The 21220-nt window shown below is 65.3% G+C and carries 27 protein-coding genes and 1 tRNA gene; 12 read left to right on the top strand and 16 right to left on the bottom strand.

The window, feature by feature from the left end:
• Window positions 1-68: 68 nt before the first annotated feature.
• The gene (locus tag L2C96_RS27730) at window positions 69-2342 is read left to right on the top strand and encodes a hypothetical protein (RefSeq protein ID WP_237338342.1); all 2274 of its coding nucleotides are present in this window, start codon (window positions 69-71) and stop codon (window positions 2340-2342) included.
• 39 nt (window positions 2343-2381) lie between these two features.
• Here the strand turns inward: L2C96_RS27730 and L2C96_RS27725 are convergent, their stop codons facing one another.
• Complete coding sequence (locus L2C96_RS27725) at window positions 2382-2543, bottom strand: helix-turn-helix domain-containing protein (protein WP_308191186.1); 162 nt, start codon at window positions 2541-2543, stop codon at window positions 2382-2384.
• 220 nt (window positions 2544-2763) lie between these two features.
• On the opposite strand from L2C96_RS27725, the gene L2C96_RS27720 reads away from it, so the two are divergent.
• Together L2C96_RS27720 and L2C96_RS27715 are read left to right on the top strand one after the other, a co-directional pair.
• On the top strand, window positions 2764-3060 hold the full coding sequence (locus L2C96_RS27720; RefSeq protein ID WP_237338340.1) for a winged helix-turn-helix domain-containing protein: 297 nt from the start codon (window positions 2764-2766) through the stop codon (window positions 3058-3060).
• A 57-nt stretch (window positions 3061-3117) separates the two neighbouring features.
• Window positions 3118-3654 carry an HD domain-containing protein gene (locus L2C96_RS27715; RefSeq protein ID WP_308191185.1) on the top strand — a complete coding sequence of 179 codons (537 nt, stop codon included), beginning with the start codon at window positions 3118-3120 and terminating at the stop codon, window positions 3652-3654.
• Here the strand turns inward: L2C96_RS27715 and L2C96_RS27710 are convergent.
• The gene (locus L2C96_RS27710) at window positions 3623-4093 is read right to left on the bottom strand and encodes an NUDIX domain-containing protein (protein WP_237338339.1); all 471 of its coding nucleotides are present in this window, start codon (window positions 4091-4093) and stop codon (window positions 3623-3625) included. The genes L2C96_RS27715 and L2C96_RS27710 overlap by 32 nt on opposite strands.
• A gap of 5 nt (window positions 4094-4098) precedes the next feature.
• Window positions 4099-4692 (bottom strand): XRE family transcriptional regulator, encoded by a 594-nt coding sequence (locus L2C96_RS27705; RefSeq protein ID WP_237338338.1) that lies wholly within the window; start codon window positions 4690-4692, stop codon window positions 4099-4101.
• A 276-nt stretch (window positions 4693-4968) separates the two neighbouring features.
• Here L2C96_RS27705 and L2C96_RS27700 point away from each other — a divergent pair, with 276 nt between their 5' ends.
• Entirely contained in the window at window positions 4969-5145 is a 177-nt protein-coding gene (locus L2C96_RS27700) for a replication initiator (protein WP_237338337.1), read from the top strand.
• A gap of 54 nt (window positions 5146-5199) precedes the next feature.
• Here the strand turns inward: L2C96_RS27700 and L2C96_RS27695 are convergent, their stop codons facing one another.
• Complete coding sequence (locus L2C96_RS27695) at window positions 5200-5442, bottom strand: hypothetical protein (RefSeq protein ID WP_017981268.1); 243 nt, start codon at window positions 5440-5442, stop codon at window positions 5200-5202.
• Window positions 5443-5585: 143 nt separating this feature from the next.
• Between L2C96_RS27695 and L2C96_RS27690 the strand changes: the two genes are divergently transcribed.
• Window positions 5586-5661: transfer RNA gene (locus tag L2C96_RS27690), tRNA-Asn, on the top strand.
• A gap of 79 nt (window positions 5662-5740) precedes the next feature.
• On the opposite strand, the gene L2C96_RS27685 is transcribed toward L2C96_RS27690, so the two are convergent.
• The 8 genes from L2C96_RS27685 to L2C96_RS27650 form a co-directional block, all read right to left on the bottom strand.
• Window positions 5741-6943, bottom strand: a complete 1203-nt coding sequence (locus tag L2C96_RS27685) for a tyrosine-type recombinase/integrase (RefSeq protein ID WP_237338336.1) — start codon at window positions 6941-6943, stop codon at window positions 5741-5743.
• A gap of 11 nt (window positions 6944-6954) precedes the next feature.
• Entirely contained in the window at window positions 6955-7134 is a 180-nt protein-coding gene (locus L2C96_RS27680; protein ID WP_237338335.1) for a helix-turn-helix transcriptional regulator, read from the bottom strand.
• Window positions 7135-7144: 10 nt separating this feature from the next.
• A complete protein-coding gene (locus L2C96_RS27675; RefSeq protein ID WP_237338334.1) occupies window positions 7145-8641 on the bottom strand; it encodes a replication initiator in 1497 nt (498 codons plus the stop codon).
• A 12-nt stretch (window positions 8642-8653) separates the two neighbouring features.
• Window positions 8654-8905: a hypothetical protein gene (locus L2C96_RS27670; protein ID WP_237338333.1), complete on the bottom strand. Its 252-nt coding sequence runs from the start codon at window positions 8903-8905 to the stop codon at window positions 8654-8656.
• 40 nt (window positions 8906-8945) lie between these two features.
• Window positions 8946-9752 (bottom strand): FtsK/SpoIIIE domain-containing protein, encoded by an 807-nt coding sequence (locus tag L2C96_RS27665; RefSeq protein ID WP_237338332.1) that lies wholly within the window; start codon window positions 9750-9752, stop codon window positions 8946-8948.
• A 12-nt stretch (window positions 9753-9764) separates the two neighbouring features.
• Window positions 9765-10382 (bottom strand): hypothetical protein, encoded by a 618-nt coding sequence (locus L2C96_RS27660; protein WP_237338353.1) that lies wholly within the window; start codon window positions 10380-10382, stop codon window positions 9765-9767.
• A 183-nt stretch (window positions 10383-10565) separates the two neighbouring features.
• A complete protein-coding gene (locus L2C96_RS27655) occupies window positions 10566-10757 on the bottom strand; it encodes a hypothetical protein (RefSeq protein WP_237338331.1) in 192 nt (63 codons plus the stop codon).
• A gap of 10 nt (window positions 10758-10767) precedes the next feature.
• Window positions 10768-11097 (bottom strand): hypothetical protein, encoded by a 330-nt coding sequence (locus tag L2C96_RS27650; protein WP_237338330.1) that lies wholly within the window; start codon window positions 11095-11097, stop codon window positions 10768-10770.
• Window positions 11098-11258: 161 nt separating this feature from the next.
• On the opposite strand from L2C96_RS27650, the gene L2C96_RS27645 reads away from it, so the two are divergent.
• Both L2C96_RS27645 and L2C96_RS27640 read left to right on the top strand, forming a co-directional pair.
• Entirely contained in the window at window positions 11259-12026 is a 768-nt protein-coding gene (locus tag L2C96_RS27645) for a DUF5919 domain-containing protein (protein ID WP_237338329.1), read from the top strand.
• A complete protein-coding gene (locus L2C96_RS27640) occupies window positions 12013-12483 on the top strand; it encodes an NUDIX hydrolase (protein ID WP_237338328.1) in 471 nt (156 codons plus the stop codon). Before L2C96_RS27645 ends, L2C96_RS27640 begins: the two co-directional genes overlap by 14 nt.
• Here the strand turns inward: L2C96_RS27640 and L2C96_RS27635 are convergent.
• From L2C96_RS27635 to L2C96_RS27625, 3 genes are all read right to left on the bottom strand, one after another.
• A complete protein-coding gene (locus L2C96_RS27635; RefSeq protein ID WP_237338327.1) occupies window positions 12466-13020 on the bottom strand; it encodes an HD domain-containing protein in 555 nt (184 codons plus the stop codon). The two genes, L2C96_RS27640 and L2C96_RS27635, sit on opposite strands and share 18 nt — an antisense overlap.
• A 57-nt stretch (window positions 13021-13077) precedes the next feature.
• Window positions 13078-13707 carry a hypothetical protein gene (locus L2C96_RS27630; RefSeq protein WP_237338326.1) on the bottom strand — a complete coding sequence of 210 codons (630 nt, stop codon included), beginning with the start codon at window positions 13705-13707 and terminating at the stop codon, window positions 13078-13080.
• A 76-nt stretch (window positions 13708-13783) separates the two neighbouring features.
• The gene (locus tag L2C96_RS27625) at window positions 13784-14047 is read right to left on the bottom strand and encodes a winged helix-turn-helix domain-containing protein (RefSeq protein WP_237338325.1); all 264 of its coding nucleotides are present in this window, start codon (window positions 14045-14047) and stop codon (window positions 13784-13786) included.
• A gap of 230 nt (window positions 14048-14277) precedes the next feature.
• On the opposite strand from L2C96_RS27625, the gene L2C96_RS27620 reads away from it, so the two are divergent.
• Window positions 14278-14520 carry a helix-turn-helix domain-containing protein gene (locus L2C96_RS27620; protein ID WP_237338324.1) on the top strand — a complete coding sequence of 81 codons (243 nt, stop codon included), beginning with the start codon at window positions 14278-14280 and terminating at the stop codon, window positions 14518-14520.
• Between the two features lie 8 nt (window positions 14521-14528).
• Here L2C96_RS27620 and L2C96_RS27615 read toward each other — a convergent pair whose 3' ends face one another.
• Window positions 14529-16238, bottom strand: coding sequence for an ATP-dependent nuclease (locus L2C96_RS27615; protein WP_237338323.1), 1710 nt, complete (start codon window positions 16236-16238; stop codon window positions 14529-14531).
• A gap of 1075 nt (window positions 16239-17313) precedes the next feature.
• Between L2C96_RS27615 and L2C96_RS27610 the strand changes: the two genes are divergently transcribed.
• From L2C96_RS27610 to L2C96_RS27595, 4 genes are read left to right on the top strand one after another with little or no spacing between them, the layout of a single operon-like run.
• A complete protein-coding gene (locus tag L2C96_RS27610) occupies window positions 17314-19119 on the top strand; it encodes an FAD/NAD(P)-binding protein (RefSeq protein WP_237338322.1) in 1806 nt (601 codons plus the stop codon).
• Entirely contained in the window at window positions 19116-20219 is a 1104-nt protein-coding gene (locus tag L2C96_RS27605) for a carboxylate-amine ligase (protein ID WP_237338321.1), read from the top strand. Before L2C96_RS27610 ends, L2C96_RS27605 begins: the two co-directional genes overlap by 4 nt.
• A gap of 11 nt (window positions 20220-20230) precedes the next feature.
• A complete protein-coding gene (locus tag L2C96_RS27600) occupies window positions 20231-20695 on the top strand; it encodes a hypothetical protein (protein ID WP_237338320.1) in 465 nt (154 codons plus the stop codon).
• A 56-nt stretch (window positions 20696-20751) separates the two neighbouring features.
• Window positions 20752-20955, top strand: coding sequence for a helix-turn-helix domain-containing protein (locus L2C96_RS27595; protein WP_020416646.1), 204 nt, complete (start codon window positions 20752-20754; stop codon window positions 20953-20955).
• The last annotated feature ends 265 nt before the right edge of the window (window positions 20956-21220 follow it).

The following is a 21220-nucleotide window of genomic DNA, read 5'->3' as shown; positions in this document are numbered from 1 at the left end:
GCCCGTCAGGGCGGCTTGAAGACGTAAAGAAAGTTCTCACCCACTCCACCGTTTCCCAAGGGAGCGCGATGTCTATCTCTCCCATATCTTCAGAAGTTGTGAGGATTGCTCTCGAAAAGACAGAGGGCGCTTCGTTTGAACGATTTGTCAACGAGTTCTATCCCGCGATTGCAGGTGGGAGCTATGTTCCGCTCGGAGGAAATAAGGATGGGGGTGCTGACGCTTTCGAGGGTGGAATTTTTGAATCGAACCGCACGACTAACGTATTCTACCAAGCTAGTATTGAGCAGGATGCGCAGGCCAAGGTCCGCCGCACAGTGAAGCGACTGCGTGAGTTCGGTAGATCACCGGAGAGGCTTATATATATCACATCCAAGCGCGTCAAGTACATTGACAAGGTCGAAGCGGACCTGACGGACGAACTTGACGTCTCCATAGTTATACGCGACGGGGAATATATCGTTTCTCACGTCAACGACGGTTTCCGCACCATTGCTGCATTCAATGAGCACCTCAGGCATTACACCGATTTCTTACGTAATATCGGAAGAAATAGCCTTATTGCACCGTCGAGGCATGTCAAATCGCCCGCAGTGTTCGTGTTTCTAGCTCAGGAAGTCGAACGGCGACGCGGAGATGAGAAGTTAGTTGACGCGGTGACCGATGCTTTGATTTTGTGGGCATTGGAGGGCACGGACCCGGAACTTGGTGAATTCCGAACCGAAGACCAGGTGCGAGAACGAATAATCCATGAATTGCCAAGCGTTGAAGCGCTCGTGGCACCGAGGTTGCGGCGGCGACTTCGCGCCATGTCTAGAAAGAGCTACGAGACCGGCAGAGCTGTCCGGTGGTACCAGCAAGACAATAAGTTCTGTCTTCCCTATGAGACCCGATCCAGGCTCGAAGGGGAGAACGTCAAGGACGAGGGCCTGATTCTTGACGTCAAGCAAAGCCTTGAGCAACGCATCCGGCAAGCTGACCCCGACGGACTCGGAGAAAAAGGCATCGCCAGTGCTGCAGAGGTTTCATTGCGAGCGCTTCAATTAGCATTCGAAAAAGAGGGGCTAGAATTTTCTTCGTTTCTGGAAGATCCCTCGGCGAGTTCGGACTATCCGGCTATCGCGGACGCCATCAAGCAGGCTCTCAGCGAGTTTGGGCATTCCGGCAGACGTGGTTTGAGTATCGGCGCTGCGGCGTTCGACGCGGTTCGGCGAGTTCTCTACGACTCGAATGAAGATGAGAGAACTTATCTCCACAAATTGGCGAAAACGTACGCATTGCTCTTCACCTTGAACACGGAACCCCGGCTTGTAGAGTTTTTCCAAGACATGGCGGGAGACTTCTACCTCTATGTCGGTTCCGATGTGTTGATTAGGGCACTCAGTGAATACTACCTCAACACTCCTGATCAAATGACAAAGAACACTCTGCTGATGGCTCGACGTCTTGGCGCCAAACTAATACTCACTGGTCCTGTCCTTGAAGAAGTCATCGGTCATCTGCGCGTCTGCGACGCAGAATATAACAACCATGTCGCCGGCCGAGAAAGCCACCTGACGTACGAAGCAGCACGCGAAGCTCCACATATCTTACTGCGTGCGTATCTGTATGCACGCTTGCGTGACGATCTAGGCAGACGCCGGCCGAAAGGATGGCCGGCCTTTGTGGGACTCTTCTGCGATTATGGCGATTTACGCCGACCGTCGGCGCAGGACGCGGTTCGGATGTATCTTCAGGTCACATTCGGTCTCGAATTTCGGACCCGTGAAGAACTGAGAGCCTTCAGTAGTGACTCCGACGTCGAATCACTAACGGCAGCCCTTGAGACGGACAAGAAAGATCGACGCCTTGCGTACAATGACGCTTTGATGGCTCTGGCAGTTTACGGACGTCGGAATAAGAGGCGAGAATCATCAACCGTGTCGGAATTTGGGTATCAGACCTGGTGGTTGACAGGCGAAACCTCGATCTTGAAACACACTCGACCCCTGGTGCGGGAACATGGATCACGTTATGTAATGCGCCCGGATTTTCTGCTCAACTTTTTCACGCTGGCTCCAAAGGCAGCTGACGCTAGGTCTGCATTTTCTGCCGTCTTTCCCACGTCCCTTGGCGTACGATTAGGCAGAAGGATTGACTCCGGTACATTTCATAAAATAATGGAAAAGGTCGGCGCTGCCGAGGACATGGATGAGGCGCGCAGGACAGCTGCAATTGCGAGGATTTGCGATCAGCTCAAGAGTGACTTCAATCGCGAGTATTTTTTACTTGAGGACCGCGGTGGGCATAATGGTTCAGGGATTGACCGCGATGCAGCATATAGGGCTCAGTCTAATGATTGAACCTCGGAGGAGGTTGCACTTGCTGCAGGTGAGCTTGTGCTAGCGGGCACTTCGCCAATCCGCGCCGAGTGCTGAAAGGATTTCCAGCGGTGATCGCCCAATAGCGAGGGCAACGTGTTTCAGCTCGACTACGTCGAGCCGTCGCTCGCCAGCCTCGTACTTGCTGACAAACGACTGCGGCACCCCTAGTTGCTCCGCTATCTGCGCCTACGTGAGGCCGGCCTCCTCGCGTAGCTCGCGCAGGAGGCGGCAGAGCTGCTGGTACTCGGCCGAGTAGATCGACTTCTCCACCTGTCAAGGCGACCGGACAGCCAGCAGATATCCCAAAATCGGATACTCCGGCTCTCGTGCCCTGCCGCAACGGGCGGCACCGCCACGCGGCGGGGCGCGCAACCGGTATTGCCGACAGGCAGGAGGGAGCATGAGCGATGACCTCGACGGCCAGGCCGTCGACGAACGCATCGTCTTTGATCGGGACGGCAACCCGGACAAGTACATCTACGATCAGCTGGCCGATCATCTGGCCAGGCTCATTGCTGCGGGCCAACTGAAGCCCAACTCCCCACTGCCGGCCGAACGGCGGCTGGCTGCCGAGTACGGCGTCTCACTGGGCACGGCCCGCCACGCGACCAGAATTCTCAGAGATCTCGGCCCGGTCGTGACCGTCCGCTCCAAGGGCACCTTCGTGCGCGGGCCTCGTGCGTCCGCTGAATCTTGACGTTACGGTGGGCGGATGTCGCTGATTTCGTGAGCATACGACCTCTCCGAGGCGAAGCTGCATGACGCGCTGCCTCGACGATGGGCCCACGTCCAAGGGGTTGCTCGGCAGGCGCGCACCCTCGCGCCAGTCGCCGGATCGGACGCCGAACTGCTCGAAGCCGCGGCCATCCTTCACGACGTCGGGTATGCCCCCGATCTGGTCGACACTGGCTTTCATCCCATCGACGGCGCTACCTATCTCGTGAAGATCGATGCCCCCGAGCGGCTCGTGCACCTCGTCGCACACCACTCCTACGCCGTTTACGAAGCCGAACTGCGGGGGCTGACCGAAGAACTGGCCGACTTCCACGACGAACGCGGCTCGATCCGCGACGCCCTCTGGTATTGCGACCTGACCACCTCGCCGGACGGCGAGACCGTCGACGCCGAAGACCGCATCGCGGATTTCAAGCGGCGCTACGGCCCTGACCATCTTGTGACTCGGTTCATCACCGGCGCCACTCCCGAACTGCTGGCAGCCGTCGAGCGCACGAAGGGCCGTCTTTCCGCCGTCTCGGCGGCTAACCCAAATGGACGTCCGCAGGGTTCTTGATCGCGTAATCGATGCGCAGCCGCATCGAGGGGTGGATGTCCAGCTCGTTCAGGCGCTCCGGCGCCACCCAGTGCACCTGTCGTGACTCCGAGCTGGGCCGCAACGTGCCTGCAAGTGGGCGGGCGTGGAAGCAGATCGAAAACTCCTGCCGCACTTCACCATCGTCATAGGCGATCACGTGCTTCGGGTCGGAGTAGATGCCGCTGATCCCGATCACCTCGACCGTCAGCCCGGTCTCTTCCTCGACCTCGCGCCGTACGGCATCCACCACCGATTCGCCGAGGTCCTGGGCTCCACCCGGGAGCGCCCATAGTCCGTTGTCGGTGCGCTCGATCATCAGGATGTCGCCGGCCTCGTTGCGCACCACAGCGGCGACCGCAGGCACGATGCTGTTGGCCGCCGGGGCGTCAGGGTCGTCGTAGTAGTCCTTCTTCGGCACGAGCCTCAGTCCTCCCACTTGTGCGGTTGAGCGTGCTCCCACACGGCGGTGAAGCTGTCCGCGTAGGTGGTGAACAGGTCACCCGCCGACAGTCGCCGCAAGTGCAGGGCGGGGGCGTGAGCGGCCATCTTGCCGTAGACGTGCGGGTTCACGATCATCTCGTCGTCGAACCGGAAGATGCTGTTGTACAGCACCGTTCGGTGCGTGCGGATCTCGATTCCGGGTACGCCGTCGAGCTTGCGGAAGTAGGCCAGGGCGTGGTCGATCTTCGCCGAGATCGTGTGCGGGCCGATGCCCTCGTCGGTGCTGCGCTGAATCACCGCCGGTGCGTCCCGGTCGCCGAACAGCAGCCGGATCCGTGCCCCTGCCTCGGCCTTGCGGCGCAGCAGCTCCAGCAGCCCGGGCTTCTCGGTCATGAACATGCCCACGTAGACCAGCATGTCCACGTACGTCGTCACCTCGTCCAGGAGCTTGTCCCAGAGGTCGGCCGGCACCGAGTTGCGGTGGGCGTAAACCTTCACGATCTCGGAGTTGCTGACCTCGCTCGCCTTGGCCTCGGACAGCGCGTCAGGCCACAGGTAGCTCTCGCTCTCCTGCAAGATCGCGGCGATCTTGTGCCGCGACTTCGCGTAGGGCGTGCGGCCCTTGGTGATCCAGCGCTCGACCGTCTTCGGTGTTTCGGGGCGGTGTCTGTTTGAGCGCTCGAGACCTTGCCCGGGATCTGCTTCGCCGCGCTACCAGCCCCGACTACCACTGGACGTCATGCCTGGGGCCGCCTGCTCCCGACCTGTGCGCCTTCATGTGGAAGCGGACTGGGGCGGCGGTGAAGTCGAGCGGGTCACTGACGACATCCCGGATGGACTGCTCTACGTCGCGTGCAAGAACCGCCGCGCCTCGTCTGTCCGGCGTGCGCGGAGAGCTATCGGACTGACACCTACCAGCTCGCGAAGACAGGGCTCGTCGGCGGCAAGCGCGTGCCCGAGACAGTGGCCGAGCACCCGTGCTTCTTCGTCACGCTCACCGCGCCGGCCTTCGGTTCGCGGGCCCGGTGACCGCAGGGTGACCACCACCCCGCGACAGCCCTCGGACCCCCGGCAGGCGAGCCGCTACGCCTGCGTCGCCTTCGGTTCGCGGGCCCGGTGGCCGTTCGGCCCACTGTGGGAGCGCGCGAACGGCAGCTTGTCACCCACCTTCTCGCCGACCTTGGCGCGCACGACGCCAGCCGCGCCCTGGACCGCGGGGTGGTCGGCGACCGCCCGGTAGGTCCGCACGATCTGCTCGTACCTCGCACGCCCCGCCCGCGCCCCGAGCACGTACCCGACGGCCGCGCCGAGCAGGAAAGTCTTCATGCCCGCCTCCTGGTGTGTCCGGCTCGATCACTCATTGTCCCCCAAGGCGCGCGAAACTGCCGGGGGGTGCTTGCAGAGCGCGATCGCCCATGAGCTAGAGTTCTCTCCCGTCAGCCCGGAGCGATCCGGGCAGGCCAGAGCGTTCCCCTGTAGCTCAATTGGCAGAGCATTCGGCTGTTAACCGAAGGGTTGCTGGTTCGAGTCCAGCCGGGGGAGCCAAAACCCCAGGTCAGCGGCCTGGGGTTTTTTCGTGACTGGAACGCGGTAGGCCCGAAGCCCGTTAAACCCACGTTTTTCGTCAGGCCCCCGGCGCCTCGTCGAACATGGACTCCAGGGCCGTTGCTGACGCTTCGTTCGCCACCCGTCGCTTCCGGTAGTGCTTGTCAGCCACCTTCTGAGTGTTCCCGAGCTGGTCCGCGATGGCACTGAGCGGCAGGTCAGCGTCGTCGAGCACCGATGCCACGGTCTTGCGGAAGACATGTGACGTGACCCACCCGTACCCGACCTCCTCGAACGCCTCCCGCACCCGGTTGATGGTGTTGCTCGGGTCCAGCCAATCACCGTTCCAAGCCTGGAACAGCGGCCCGCCACCCGAGGCGAGCTTCCGCGCACGCAGCATCGGCACCGACCACTTCGGCACCCGGAGTAGGAGCCCCGGTCGGTTGCCCTTGCGATTGGCGACGCGAACGAGCCCAACACCCGTTACCCGGATCAGGTGATTCCCGACCGCCACGATTCGCTCCTGCGGATCAACGTCGTCGCCCGTCAGAGCCAGCAGCTCGCCGAGGCGGACGCCGGTCGCCAGCATCGTCCGCACGATGTCCGGCAGGTCCTGCCACACCTGTGCCCGCGGCCCCAGCTGCCGCCCCTTCGCATCGGTGCGCTTCTTCTCGGCCAGCCGTTCGAGCTTCGCGAGCAGGTCGTTCCGCTGCTCCTGGTTGAGTGTCACAACCTCCTTCTCCTCCCCTCGCGCGAGCCGACCAATCGACTTCGCGGGGTTGACGGTCATCGCACCGTGCCGCACCGCGTAGCCGCAGAGCCCGGTCAGGACCGCCCTGACGCTCTTGGCCGTGTCATGGCTGGTCGCGTCGTGCACCTTCTTGACCAGCCGGTCGCACCACGTGACGGTCAGCTCGCGAGCCTGCAACTCGCCGACGGCCGGCAGGACCCAGTTCTTGAGCTGCCCGCGGTAGTGCCGCACCGTGTTCGGCGACCGATCGCCGAGCTTCGCCTCCCGGTCCAACTCGGCCGTCCACATCTCGGCGATGCGCTTCATCCGCGTGTCGCCCGAGATCTCACCGCCCCTGACCTCGGCGGCCAGCGTGGTCATCGCTTCCTTGAGGCGGTTTTCCGCGTTGGTCTTGCTCCGCCCGATGCGGCTCACGGTCTTGATCCGACCGTCAGCCATGCGGAACTGAGCAATCGCCTTCCACTTCTTGGGCGCGATGGATCGGAGCCGGATCACGCCGTAGGTGCCGATCGGCAAAGGTGGTCGAGGCATGTCGTTTCCTTTCAAGCCGCGTGGTCGTCGAGCGCTTCGAACCACGCGATCACGTCTTCGGGCTTGTAGCGCACGTACTTCCCGAGCCGGCGGCCCTTTGGTCCGTAGCCGGTGGTGCGCCAGACGTAGAGCGTCTTGACCGGCACACCGAGGTACTTCGCTACGTCTTCGACTGTCCACAAGCGATCCATTTCTTCCTCCCTACTGGTTAAAGCTTTCCTCCCTCTCTTCCCGCGCGACGCGGTTCCGCTCGCGCGCCTTTGCGGCCGCCGTGTTGGCCAGGGCCGCGTCGCCAATCGTGAGCCAGCCGATGCCGTCGAAGATCCAGTTGAGGGTCACCGCGGACTCGTCGCCGTCTTGGTCCGCGTCGGCCGGCATTGCCTCTTCGGGGTGTTCGCCGCGCTGGAATGCCTTCCTGACGGCAGTGAGGGCTGTCAGGGTGGTGGAGTAGCGGCGGCTCTTGGTGGAGAAGTGCCCGCCGAAGCCGAGCATGTGGGCCCACTTCTGGAGCTTGCCCCAGCCTTCAGCCCAGTCGGCGCGTTGCTGTGTGCTGGTGTAGTAGAAGGGCCGTTGCCCGAGCCGCCAGCAGGTGACGAGCTGCCGGGATTGGTGGGTGTCGCGCTCCGCGTGCATGTTGGCGTCGAGCTGTGTCAGGCGTCGGGAGACGTGCCCGGCCTCTTCAGTGGCTTTGGTGGCGTATTTGGCGAGGTAGGCCGCCACTGCCGTGGTTGTGAGCGCGCCGTGGTCGTCCTGGTCGGTCGCGTTGAGGTGGACTCGGCGGATGTCGCGCTGTCTGCCCCAGGTGAGGGTCCAGCCGGTGCGTTGCCGGGGGTGGGGTGCCGTGGTGAAGCGCGTGACGGTCGCAGCGGTGTCGATGAGGCTGCTCAGCAGCTCCGGCGTGATGCTCGGGTCCGGCGTCACGATGGTATCCGGATCAGCCGGGTTGAGCCCGTCGAGCCTGATCAGGGCGTGGAAGTGCACGACACCGCGCCGCTGGTACTCGGCGACCTTGGCGTACGAGAGCCGCACCTGCACGCCTCGGTCCTTGGCAGCAGCCCTGAGGTACCTGTTGAGCGTGATGGTGGTGCGCCGCCACAGTTCCCCGGCGTGGAAGTTCCAGACGGCCTGGGCGTCGTAGTCGTAGCAGTCCCGGCAGATCGGCTCCCCCACGCACGAGTCATCCTCGCCATGCCGAACCCGGCACCCAGTCGACCGCCCACGCGGACAGAGCGGGGCATAGCGCCGAGGCCGACAGGGGTTGACCTGCCCGTTGCTGACCACGCGGCTGTGCACAGGCCCGAAGGCCGGCGCGGTGAGGGTGACGAAGAAGCAGGGGTGCTCGGTCACTGTATCCGGCACGCCCTTCCCGCCGACGAGCCCCGCTTTCACGAGCTGGTAGGTGTCGGCCCGGTAGGTCTCGGCGCAGGCGGGGCAGACCGAGGCACGGCGGTTCTTGCAGGCGACGTAGAGCAGCCCGTCCGGCATGTCGTCGGTGACCCGCTCGATTTCACCGCCGCCCCAGTCCGCTTCCACGCGCAGGCGCACAGGTCGGGAGCAGGCAGCCGCGGGCATGACGTGGGCGAGCCACCAGCGGTAGTCGGGGCTGGTGGCGCGGCGGAGGATGTCCGGCTCGGCGACGGCTCCCAGCCCCACCACGGTTTTGGTGGTGGGGCTGAGGGTCATGGTCGAGACGGTCAAGGGTGCTCCGGGTCAGGCGAACAGGTAGGCGTAGGTCTCGACGTCTTGGGTGGTGGCCCAGCGCCAGCCCTCCAGGAGTTCGCCGGTCGGCGCGTAGGCGGGCAGCAGCGCGTAAGGGTCGAATGCGGAAATCGGCAGGGCGATGAAGCCGCCGATTTCGGGCGCGTGCGCGAGGCGGGCGACGTCGACGGCGTTGTTGTCGCCGGTGACGAAGACCCACAGCTGCTCGGGGGTGAGGGCCATGGGTTTGGTTGCGTTCAGCATGAGGGCAGTCCTCTCCTGCGAGTCGAATTGCGAATGGGGATTAAGCGGTCTTGCGAGTGCGGATTTGGCGCGCGTATTCGACGAGCGCGTGAATGTGCGCGTCGGTCAGATAGGCGGTCTTCATCCGCCGTGGGATACCGCCTTCGGCGAGCAGCAGGGCGACGCCGCGTTCCTCCGGCGCGATGTTGGAGGCGTCGAAGCCCTGGGAGGCCCAGCCCCGGCCGAGGATGATGTCGGAGCTGGAATCGGTGGTGCAGCGGTAGGCCATGCGGTACCCGAACAGGTCCCGCAGCGAAGTCGGGATGATGTCGGCAGAACGCCGCTGAGTCGCGGCTACGACGATGATCCCAGCAGCCCGGCCCCGCGCCACGAGGTCCCGCAGCAGGCGGACGAACTGTTCTTGCTGGTCCTTTGTGCCCATGGTTGCCGAGAACAGGGCCAGTTCGTCGATGACGACCATGATCACGTCGATGGGGTCGTGACGGTCGATCTTGCGCCGCCGGACCCGGTTCAGTTCGGCGTAGCGGCGGTCCATTTCCGCCTGCAACCGCTCCAGTGCGGTCAGAGCGCGTTCGATGTCGGGGCCGACGAACAGGTCGGCCACCTCGCGCCACAGGCCCAGCTCGACCTGTTTGCCGTCGAAGAGCCACAGTGACAGGTCCGGACAGAGTGCCCCGTGGGCGACGATGTTGTTGAGGCCGACCGATTTGCCTGCGCCGGGTTCTCCGGCGAGCAGGATGTTGCGCCAGATCAGTTCGATGTCGACGCCGTAGCCGTCTTCGTAGATGCCGAGGTGGACTGGGTCGTAGATGGACAGTCCCGCGACGGGGATCGTGGTCTTGCGCATGACCGGCCTCCCTTAGTCGATGTAGTCGGACAGGTCGTCGACCACCGCGGCCGGCCTCGGCGCAGGCTTGTCCCGCACAGGCACAACAGGGGCGGCCGCGATCGGCTCGGTGCCCTCACCCCGGGACTTGCGTACGAGGTTCGCCACCTTCGCCAGGGGCGAGTCGATGGGCGTCGAGCGGTCCAGCGGGTCTCGACGGATGACCTCGACCGCGAACAGGGTGGACAGCTTGCGCACCCGGTGCACCCGCGCGTCACGGGCGTAGCAGGCGGGCGCAATGTACTCGAGGACCGCTTCCAGATCCCCGGCCGAGGAGCCCGCACGGCTCCACAACCAGACCCGCTCACCGGTCTTCGTGGGCCGCGCCCACAGCATGAACGGCAGCGCGCCGTCCAGGTTCATCGTGCGTGCCCGCGCCTGCCGCAGGCAGGTCCGCAAGCGGTGCCGGTCGACCAGGCACCAGAACCGGGAGAACACGAACCAGCGGGTCTGCGGCACCAGCACGACCACCACGACGACCCCGGTGAAGATCAGCCAGGCGAAGCCCTCGCCGACCTCGTGGTAAAGCCACGCCATGCCCACCAGGAACACGGCAGCCAGAAAGATCTCGGCGCGCCAGCGCAGGAGCACGCCCAAACCAACGACGATCCAGTGTTGCTTCGGGGCGTGCCAGAACTCCATGACATCGACACGGCGCGCGCCACGCGCACCGCGGATAGACTTGGCCACGACTCCTCCAAGGTGGAGACGACAGAGGCACGGGCCGGGCAGGAACCGCCAAGAACCAGACCGGTCCCGTGCTTCTCTCGTGGATCAGAAATAGTGACAGAATTCGGTGCTGTACAAGAACTCGTACAGTGCCTGCTGTAGCCGGACAAAGTCCTGACTGCTCTCGACCTTCGGATATCCCTTGCGGGCCAGCACATCGGCCACGTCGTGGATCAGACTGAAGGTGAAGCGCGGTTCTCGGTCGTCTTCCTTCGGATCGACGGGATACTTGTCCACGGGTGTCTCCTCAGGAGCCGGACGTGTTCGATCCGGACTTCGAAGCGGGGACAGCCTTGATGTCGGTCGCGCGGAAAGCCACACCGTTGCGGCCGTTCTGTGCCCACGGAATCGCCTGCAACTCCACCGGGGTGACAAGGGAACCAGTCGGAACCTTCGGCGGCTGCGCAGCCGCCACGGTCACGGTGATCACCTCAGCCCCGCCGTTGTCCATGGCAACGAGCTGCACCGACCACATGGGAATGTTGGTGTTGCGCTCGACCCGCTGCACCCCGTTCTGATCCGTCTTCGGCTGAGCCTCACGACCCACCGTGAACGTCACCTGCGAAGTGTCGATCATCAATCGCATCTCAATGCCTCCAAGGCAGCTACTCGATTCAGCACCCGCGGTGTGCCGCGGTGTATTGCGGTGTGCCGTATCAAGATGCCTCTGAACGCGGGGACCACTTCACCACAAGAAAGGACTTCTCAGGACGTCTTGGACGTCCTAAACTCGTCCCTATGCGGAACGAACGGCTTCGGGACGCCCTGGCAGCCGCGGGAGTGCCGGCCGACACCCTGGCCGAAGAGCTTGCCGTGGACCCGAAAACCGTCGAGCGCTGGATTACCCGGGGCCGCGTGCCGTACCGAAAGTACCGGAGCCGCATCGCCGCTCGACTGCACACCACCGAGACCTACCTTTGGCCGGATGCACTCAGCCCCGAGGAAGCCACCACGGTCAGCCAATCCGAGCTGGTCACGTTCTTCCCGCACCGCAACTCGATACCTGTCGAGCTGTGGGATCGGGTGATCAACGATGCGACCGATCGGGTCGACCTGGTGATGCACGCGGCACTGTTCCTTGTGGAGCGACCGAACTTCGTCAGATCACTGGCCGAGAAGTCGCGGAAGGGATGCAGCATCCGGCTCGCCTTCGGTGACCCGACGAGCCGGGAGGTTCTCCGCCGCAGCGAGGAAGAGCGGCTGGGTAAACACACCCTGACCGGACGCATTCGCAACGCTCTGGCGTTCTACCGGCCGTTGTTCGAGATGGCCGAACCCGAGATCAGGTTCCACCGCACGACGCTGTACAACTCGATCTTCCGGTTCGACGACGAGATGATCATCAACACGCACGTCTACGGCATCCAGGGCGCGCACGCGCCTGCGATGCACCTGCGACGGCTGTCCTCGGGCAGCCTGTTCGACACCTACGCTCAGAGCTTCGAAGAGATTTGGCGGTCTTCGAAGCCCGCGACTCTGAAAGAGGCCGGCCTTGACGAGGACTGACTACTACAACGACCCGAACGCTCCCGCTGCGAACAGCATCGGTGTGGCAGTCAGTGCGTTCACCGTGAACGAGCGTGGCGAGCTGCTGATGATCCGGCGTACCGACAACGATCTGTACGCCTTGCCGGGCGGGAACCTGGAGCTGGGCGAGACGCTGAGCCAGGCCCTCGTTCGCGAGGTGCAGGAGGAAACCGGCGTCGACGTCGAGGTCGTCGAGCTGATCGGGGTGTACTCGAACCCGAGGCACGTCATCGCCTACGACGATGGCGAGGTGCGGCAGGAGTTCTCGATCTGCTTCCGCGCCAGGCCGACGGGAGGCGATCTCCGCACCAGCTCGGAGAGCAAAGAGGTCCACTGGGTGCCACGGGAGAGGATCGCGGACCTGAACGTGCACCCGTCGATCCACCTGCGCATCCTGCACGGCTTCGAGGAGCGGCAGTCAGCGTTCTTCCAATGAGGCTTCGAGCCGGGCTTCCGTCCGCTCGACTGCCCCTTGACGCTCCCACCACGAGAGGTCAACGGCGCGGCTGACCGGGTGCTCGGAGCCGTAGCGACTCTTGACCTCGGCCATCCGCTCCTCGAACGTCATCGTCTCGCCGTCCGGCCCAGTGGTCATGTCCGCCCACCACAGAGCGTCTCGCTCCGGGGTCTGCTCGTCCTCGTAGTCGTCGAGCAGGTGCGCCAGGCCGACCACCTCGGCGTCCTGCCGAGCCGCGGAGTGATAGGCGACCAGGTGCACGAGGCGGGTGGGGGCGTGGATGCTGGCGAGGTATCGGGCGCCGTCGACCGGGTGGAAGTTCAGGGTCGCCAGGTCAGGGGCATAGCCGACATCGTGCAACAGCGCGGCAGCCTCGACCAGCTCCGTGTCGACGCCGGGGACCGACTGAAGCCGAAGGGTCTGCCGGGCGACCCCTTGGGTGTGGGCCCAGCGACGCGGAAGCGAGTCCGCTAGTTTGCGGGCGGCGATCTCATGCGCCCAGCTCACCAGTGACACCGGCGCAGAGTACCCAGAGCCGACCCGCAGGTGACTCGTCCTACTGGCCGCTCCGGGTCAGGGACGCTGCGCGATCAGGCGGGGTGTCGTGTCGCCGGCCGCGATCCAGGCGCGGGCGTCCGGGTCGATCCAGCTCGCCACTTCAAGCGCCAGTGCGAGCAGGTCCGTCAGGGGCCGGTTGTGAATAGGCTCGTGATGACCGATGCGGTTGCGAAGGACGTGCAGCTCCGCCACTGCCCGCTCGACGTCCGCGCGGCGCTTGCCGGGGAAGGCCCGGTACATGCAGTACCGCCAGAGCGTGCCGTCATAGCGACGGGCGAGCAGGAAGCGCCAAAAGCCGAGGTTCAGCTCGGCGACCACCCGGCCAGGGGTTTCGGGACGCCCGTTGCGAGTGCCACGACGGATGGCTTCGCGAACGTCGCGCCGCGTCTGATCGCTCACGATCGGGTCGATTGCCGCGTACCATCGGTCGGTCTGGTGCCGCTGCCGCGACCAGGCGCTGAGTTCCCGGTGCAGTGCGTTCCGGACGAGAACCTCGACGTGGCCGAGGGTACGCCAGAACGCCGCCGAGACCTCCGCGTTCCACTGGTAAAGCTCGACAGCGCTCTGGTCATCCCTGGCCGACATCCGGTAAGGAGCGAGGCGATCACGGGAGAACCACGCTTTGAGGCGACTCAGGTCGGTCATCGTGTACCATGATGTACGAAGACCCCGGCACGCCTCTGATTCAAGCGGCCGGGGTTTTGGCGTGTCGGGGGTCTTGTCACTCTGCGGACGCCTGGCGGGCTTCTGGCGGGTTGACGAACATGCCTTTACTCGGGATGACGCGGACGAGCCCGCGGCGCTGCAAGATCCGGATGGCGTGACGCACGGTCCCGAGTGCTACCCCGTACTCGGTGGCAAGCCGCCGCTCCGCCGACAGGGGCCGATCGGGCTGCAGCTCGCCGCCTCGGATCCGCGCCTCGATGTGGTCGGCCACCTGGTCGTACAGGTAGGCGGACGGGTCGGGCTCGAACGTGAACGACATCGAAGTACCTCCGCTTGGTTGCAGTCGGACATCAACTGCCGCCAACCGTCGGGCCCGCTCCGTTGCGTCGGCGATCTGCCGGACCGAGCAGGACCGAGCACGGTGCGGCCCCGTCCCTCGCAGGACGTTCGAGCGCCGTGCGAGATGCGGAGCAACGGTCCGCCGCACCAGGACGCACCGCCAGAATATGCAGTTTTTAGATATCCGCAAGCACCGGGTGACCTGGTGTCGTGGAAAAGTCGATCTACTCAGCCGAGTACCAGCAGGTGTGCGAGCTGCTACGCCAGCTCCGGCGCGAGGCAGGGTTGACACAGGTCCAGGTGGCCGAGGCGCTCGGGGTGCCACAGTCCTTCGTCAGCCGCTACGAGTCGGGGCAGCGAAGGCTTGACATCGTCGAACTTCGTCATGTGACCGATGCGCTGCAGGTCCGCTTCCCAGAATTTCTCGAACAACTCGGTCCGACGTGGAATTAGCCGGCAAACTATTGCCGCAGCGAAATCCAGTCAGAAACATCCAGTGTCAATTGGATCGCCGAGGGGGAGTTTCGATACTTTTCCTCCTCTAGTACGATCTGAAGCCAGGAAGCTTTCGTTTTCGCTGGCACCTCAGGATGAAAACGTTCCAATTCTCCCTCCGCCACGATAAAGATGCCAATCTCACGCAACTTTTCATCCAGTTGATTGAAGGCTACCGCCGCATCCCCGGACAACAGCCTTTTTCCCCCGCGTTTGAACAACTTCCAGCCACTCTGCGGAGCGACTACTTCGGTTATCCTGTCCACCTCGCCGCGGGATATTGTCGAGCTATTTTTGGCGGCAAGGATTTCATTGATCTTCATCTTTGCAACCGACCTGTCAATCTTCATGCCAAGTTGCTCTACGGCAGCACTAACGATATTTCGCGGCGCAGCGAAATCTTCCGCCGACTCCCCATAAGCATTCAACAGTCGAGTGAAGTCGTTATCATTTTGCAGGAAGTCGATATCGACAATGCAGGCCACGGGAACCTTCGTGTCGCGCACGCTCTCAACCATCCGATACATGCGCGCTTTGCCATTGCAATGACAGAACAATAGCCGCTCCTGCGGCGAAACACCATCCTGCCTGGCAGCCTCTAAGGCTGCCCGATAGTAAGTACAGTCTCCGTCCGACTCGCAAACCACCACCCCTTCGTAGAATAAGCCGCGAAGAATTGCGAAGTGTTTAACCACCGGATCATTGGCCAGGTCGGCCACTCGTTCGGGCGAGACCTGTGCGGCGTGATTGACTGACCCCTCTCTAGTTAACCGAACGATAGAAACATTCCTACTTGCAGCTTTACTGGAAGTGAGACCTTGGATGACTTCTTCACTATGGGTAGCAAGGAGAACTTGAGTTCCTTCGTCGTGTCGCTCCGCTAACATCTTTCCCAAGAGATACGCCTGCGGCGGATGCAGGAAAACCTCGGGTTCGTCTATCATCACAAACCCGTACTGTCCGGTTATGATCGTGAGCATTATGGAGACGAAAGCGCGAATGCCATCCCCCTGGTCCTGCAAGAGCGGGAGGTTTTTGAGCTCGTCAAGAAATTCAGAAGTGGGCGGTATAGTTGGTTTGTTAATCATTGTTCCGAGGTGTACGCTGATCTCCGACCCACCCGCTCGATTGATGTACAGCGGCGTTTGAAACGCGCGCTCAATGACTTTGCTCACCGTCCTCTCCAGCGCCTCGTCGGCGTATAGTCTTTGCACTGGATTTGATGGCTCTTCCCTCGCTAGCGAGTAAGCCCCCGTGTTGCCTACCATGCCAGTCCGCCCATCGGCGCCGAAATAGAGTTGATACACCTGCGCAAGTGGCCCAAGCTGTCGCTGCTCCCATGCTGTACGCAGCGAGCTTTCAGTAACCGCTCCTCCGTTCAGGAGAGAAAAATTATCTTCTACAAAAGCGCCGTTATTGTATTGCCCTGGCGGTCGACGACGCGCACGCTTCTCAATCCAAGGTATTGCCACCTCGTCGAAGCTTCCCTTAAACTCTACATCATACGACTCTACAACCTTTTGAACTAGATAGGCAGGCACGCCATGCTGACTGTTCATAAGAGTCTGCAGCTCACGCAACAAAAGCGACTTGCCAGCGTTATTGGGACCTACGATTGCTGTTATTCCGTCAGTGAGACTGATTGTCTTTCCTGATGTCAGCGTTACGCTGCGCATACGAAGCACGCTTACTCGCTTTCGAAGTGAGGACTTTCTTTACGTCTTCAAGCCGCCCTGGCGGGCGGGCGCGCGGGCCGAACTGGCGCGCGGCCGAGCTGTCCCGCTCCGCTCGGCACGGCCGCGCCTAACGCCGTCGGCCGGCGCGCGCAGGAGCGCAAGACGCGCATGAGACACGCACCAAGAACTAAGCATCAGCGACTCACGGAAGGTGCACCATCCCCGCGATCGCCGGATCGTCAAAGCCGGGCCGGGCGCTGTCAACCCCGCTGCGCGCCGATCACGCCGGGGGTCGCCTTGCGTCCGTGCGGTCACGGAACGTAGATCGGCGGCTTGGCGTGATCGGTTACAGGGTTGACAGCGCCCGTCCCGGCTGTGGGCGGCTTTGGATCGCGGGGATGGTGCCGCCTGGTTGGTGCGAAGACGGCTAGGAGCCGCGGCGGGACTCGGGAAAGGACCGTTTTACTCTCGTGAAACCACCGAAGGAGACGGGAGCCAGTGGCAGCCCTCGCGATCATGGAGAGCAGCGTCCGCGCAGGTCACCGGCCATAACCGAAGCCAACGAGCAACGTCGACAAGCCCGGAAAGTGAGCCGAAGGGTTGCTGGTTCGAGTCCAGCCGGGGGAGCAGTGCAAACAGGGCCCCGGAGATTCTCCGGGGCCCTTTTGACGTCCAGGGGTGACATCAGTTCCCCGCGGCCAACTGGTTCATCCGCTCGGCCATCTGCCTCTTCGCCTGGTTCCATCACCTCGTGGATGGTCACCCCGTCCTCCAGGAGCAGTGTCGCGCAGGTGTGGCGCAAGTCATGCACGCGGCTGCGATCGATGCTCGCTCTCCGTAACACTCGGTGTTCACGTTCCTCGGCACGACCACCCTCCCGATCGGGTGATGAACACGAGCTCGTCCAGCTGCCCCGGCGGGTGCGCCTTGAGGGCGCAACGCAGACGGGCGGCAGGCAGCACGATCCAGAGCGCTGACAGCCTGGTCCGACAGCGAGGCCTCACACCCCCACCGAGGAGGGGAGGCTCACCCACTGCACGGGTTTCGCTCCTGATCGTTTTGGTACCCGAGTCGTATGAGATCACGACGGCCCCTGTCCCTGGCGGTCATCGGCGTCGGGCCTCGGGGGTTGTCCGTGCTGGAGCGGCTCGTCGTGCGGCTCGCGGCTGCTCCGCGGTCCGCGACGATCTGGGCGGTCGAGCCGGTCGAGCCAGGGCCGGGACGCGTCTGGCGTACCCGGCAGTCCGGGTGGTACGCCACCAACGCCACGGCCGGTGAACTGACCGCGCACTCCCCGGACAGCCCGTTCCCCGGACGGGACTTCGCGGCGTGGTCGGCCGTCGCGCCGCACGAGTATCCCTCCCGCCGTCACTACGGCGCCTACCTGCGGGAAACGTTCCACCGGCTGTGCGTCGAAGCGCCGGACGGGGTGGAGATCCGGCCTGTCACCACGCAGGTGACCGGCCTGACCCGCACGGCGAATGGGCTGCGGCTGAGGCTGCCGGACAGGACGATCCTCGCCGACAAGGTCGTTCTGACCACCGGCCACAGCGACCTGGAACCGTCCGAGGAGGACCGGCGGCTCCGGGCGAGCGGCCGGGTCCTGGGGCCGGGCATCGCCGCCGATCTGCCGCTCGACGACATCCCCGCCGGGGAGACCGTCGCGGTTCGCGGGCTCGGCCTCACGTTCTACGACGTCGTCCGGTCGCTGACCCTCGGCCGCGGCGGCCGCTTCACCCGCGCGGACGGGCAGCTGCGGTACGTGCCAAGCGGCGACGAACCGCTGATCGTCGCCGGGTCGCGCAGCGGTCTGCCCTTCCTGGCGCGCGCCCAGGTGCACCGCCCCGACCTCGCCCCGGACCCGGTGCTCCTCACCACCGCCCGCCTGGACCGGTTGCGCACGGCCGCGCTGGACGCGCGCGGCAGCACCAAACTGGACTTCGCCGCCGAGGTCGAACCGCTGATCTGGGCGGAGGTCGAGCACGCCTACTACCGCCGGATCGTCGGCCTGCGCGACGGCGAGGACGAGGCCGCGCGCTTCACCGCCGCGTTCCCGGACGTGGTGGACGAGCGGGACCGCGTGGACGAACGCCGCACGGGCAAGGTGCTCGCCGCGTTCGGCCTCACCGACGTGCCGCCCCTGCGACCGGAGGAGCTGGCGCGCCCGTTCGACGGACTGTCCTTTGCGGACCCGGCGGAGTTCCGGGCGCGGCTGCGGGAAGTCCTGGTGCGGGACGTCGCGGAGAGCAGGCGCGGCCCGGAAGGCAGCCCGGTCAAGGCGGCGCTGGAGATGCTGCGCACCCTGCGGCCCGCGCTGCCCGGGATCGTCGACTTCGGCGGGCTGCTGCCCTCGTCGCACCGCGACTTCCTGTCCCGGTTCGTGCCGGCGAACTTCCTGCTGTCCGCCGGGCCGCCGCCGGACCACGTCGAGCAGCTGGTCGCGCTCCTCGACGCCGGTGTGCTGGACGTCGTCGGCCCGGACGCGCGGATCGACGCCGGGTTCACGATCTCCTCGCCGCGGGTGGCCGGATCGCGGCGGAACGCGGGCACCCTGATCGACGCGCGCGCCCCTGGCCCGGACCTGGCGCGGGACCGCAACCCGCTGCTCCGGCAGATGCTCGCCGACGGGCTGATCAGCGAGTTCGTCAACACCGACCCGGCGACGGGGGAGTCCTTCGCCACCGGCGGCCTCGCGGTCACGCCCGCGCCGTTCCGGGTCGTCGACGCGCGCGGCGAGCCGGCCCCGGACATCCACGCGCTGGGCGTGATCACGCAGAACACCCGGTGGTTCACCCAGGTCGGCACCGGACGGCCCGGCCAGGACAGCCCGTTCTGCCGCGACGCCGACGCGATCGCGGCCGCGATGCTGGGGGCGGCATGACCGTCACCGTGGGCGTCGAGGAGGAGTTCCTGCTGGTCGACCGTCGGAACCGGCTCGCGGCCGCGGCGCCTGCCGTGCTCGCCGGGTCCGACGACGTGGCCGGTGAGCTGCAGCCGGAAATGGTGAGCTGCCAAGTCGAATCGGTCACGCCGGTGTGCGAGCAGTCCGACGAGCTGCTCGAGTGCCTGCGGGACCAGCGGGCGCGGCTGCGCGACGGCGCGGCGAGCGCCGGTCTGCGGCTGCTGGCCGCCGGGTCCCCGCCGATGAGCGCCGATCCGGTGCGGCTGAGCCCCGGCCGTCGGTACCGGCGGATCGCCGACCACTTCCGCGGGCTGATGAGCACGGCACACGTGTGCGGGTGCCACATCCACCTCGGCGTCCCGGACTCCGACACCGGCGTGCGGGTGATCAACCACGTGCGGCCGTGGCTGCCGGTGCTGCTGGCGGTCAGCGCCAACTCGCCGTTCGCCGAGGGCGCCGACACCGGGTACGCGAGCTGGCGGTACCTGGCGATGTCCCGCTGGCCCAGCGGCGGCCCGCCGCCCTACGTCGAATCCGCCGGGCAGTACGAGGAGCTCGTCGACGAGATGGCGCGGTCGGGCGCGATCATGGACCCGGGGAACCTCTACTGGGACATGCGCCTGTCGCCGCGCCACCCGACGGTCGAGATCCGGGTGTGCGACGTGGCGGCGACGGAACGGGAGGCGGCGCTGCTCGCGGTGCTCGCGCAGGGCCTCGCCGCCACGGCTTTCGCCCGGATCGGGGACGGGGTGGACGCGCCGCGGGTGCCGCAGGAGGTGCTGCGGGCCGACCTGTGGCGCGCGGCGCGGGACGGCCTGGACGGGACCTGCGTCGACCCGGTGGACCGGGTGCTGCGGCCGGTTCCGGTGGTGCTCGCCCGGTTGCTGGACGAGGTCCGGCCGCACCTGGACGGCGGGGCGAAGGAGTTCGCCGAGCAGGCGGTGCCGTCGCTGGTGGCGGCCGGCGGCGGGGCGTCGCGGCAGCGGGCGGCCTTCGAGCGCGGCGGGGTCGGCGCGGTGGTCGAGTTGCTCACCGGTTCCGGGAATTACCCGGAGGCGGCGCGGGGTGGCCGTCGTTAGCCTCGGTGATCGTGTTGTTGCGTACTTTCCAGCCGCTGTCCAGGGTGACCGGCGACCTCGTCGGCGACTGGGACCGCGTGCCTGCCGGGCTGGTGGCGCCGTACCGGGCGATGGTGGCGGCGATGGAGCGAGCCGGGGTCGGCACCGGTGGGCGGCCGCCGGTGTGGGCGTGGCACGGGGAGCTGCGGCTGATCGACGCGATGTTGCTGTTCGACGCCGAGCACGAGCTGAGCCGCGGGTTCGCGACGGTCGAGTTCGACGCGCCGGCTGAGCTCGTCGTGGAGTCGGACTACGGGCGGTGGAACGACTTCCTCGCCGCGTCGCTGGAGGGGCGGGAGTGCGCGTGGGACCTGGGGCCGGTTGTGGGCGAGCCGGTTCAGGTGTGCCTGCCGTACGTGCGGGCGTCATGGGTGCGGGAGGTGCGGCCGCTGCCGACCGGCGGGTGGGACCGGCTCGACCCGGCCGCCGCGGTGTGACGTCTTGTCTTGTTCTGTCATTGACCCGGCGCGGTCCGGGCGATGACGATCGCGGGGTGGCAGAGGTGACCGACCTGCCCCGCGGTGACCTGGTGCTGCTGGGGCTGCTGGCGGAGGGGCTGTCGCCGGAGGAGGTGGGCGGCCGGGTGGGCCTGTCCGGCCGGACCGTGCGACGCCGCATCAGGGCCGTCTGCGACCGTCTCGGCGTTGCGACGCCCATCGAAGCGGTGGTGTGGGCGGTGCGGCGGGAGATGATCTGAGGCGGCGAGCTGGGGGCGGGGGACGCGGTGGGGGCCCGTGCTGGGCTGGCGTGGCCGGATGCGCCGGTGTGGGTGGTGCGGCGGGAGATGATCTGAGGCGGCGGACTGGGGAGTGGGCCGTGCGGCGGGCGCGGGGGATGCCGTGGGGATCGAACCTCGTGGTGGGGGCCGCGCGGCGCGCGGCTGCCGGCCTTCGTGCAGGCGGCGGCGTGGTCCGGCTCCGGCGGGCCTGCCAAACCCCGCCGGAGCCGGAACCCCCACCGCT

It is taken from the genome of Amycolatopsis tucumanensis (assembly GCF_021654135.1).
Classification (GTDB): Bacteria; Actinomycetota; Actinomycetes; order Mycobacteriales; family Pseudonocardiaceae; genus Amycolatopsis_E; species Amycolatopsis_E tucumanensis.
Note: the sequence above shows the minus strand (reverse complement) of the source record. Positions and strands in the feature narration are given on the sequence as shown.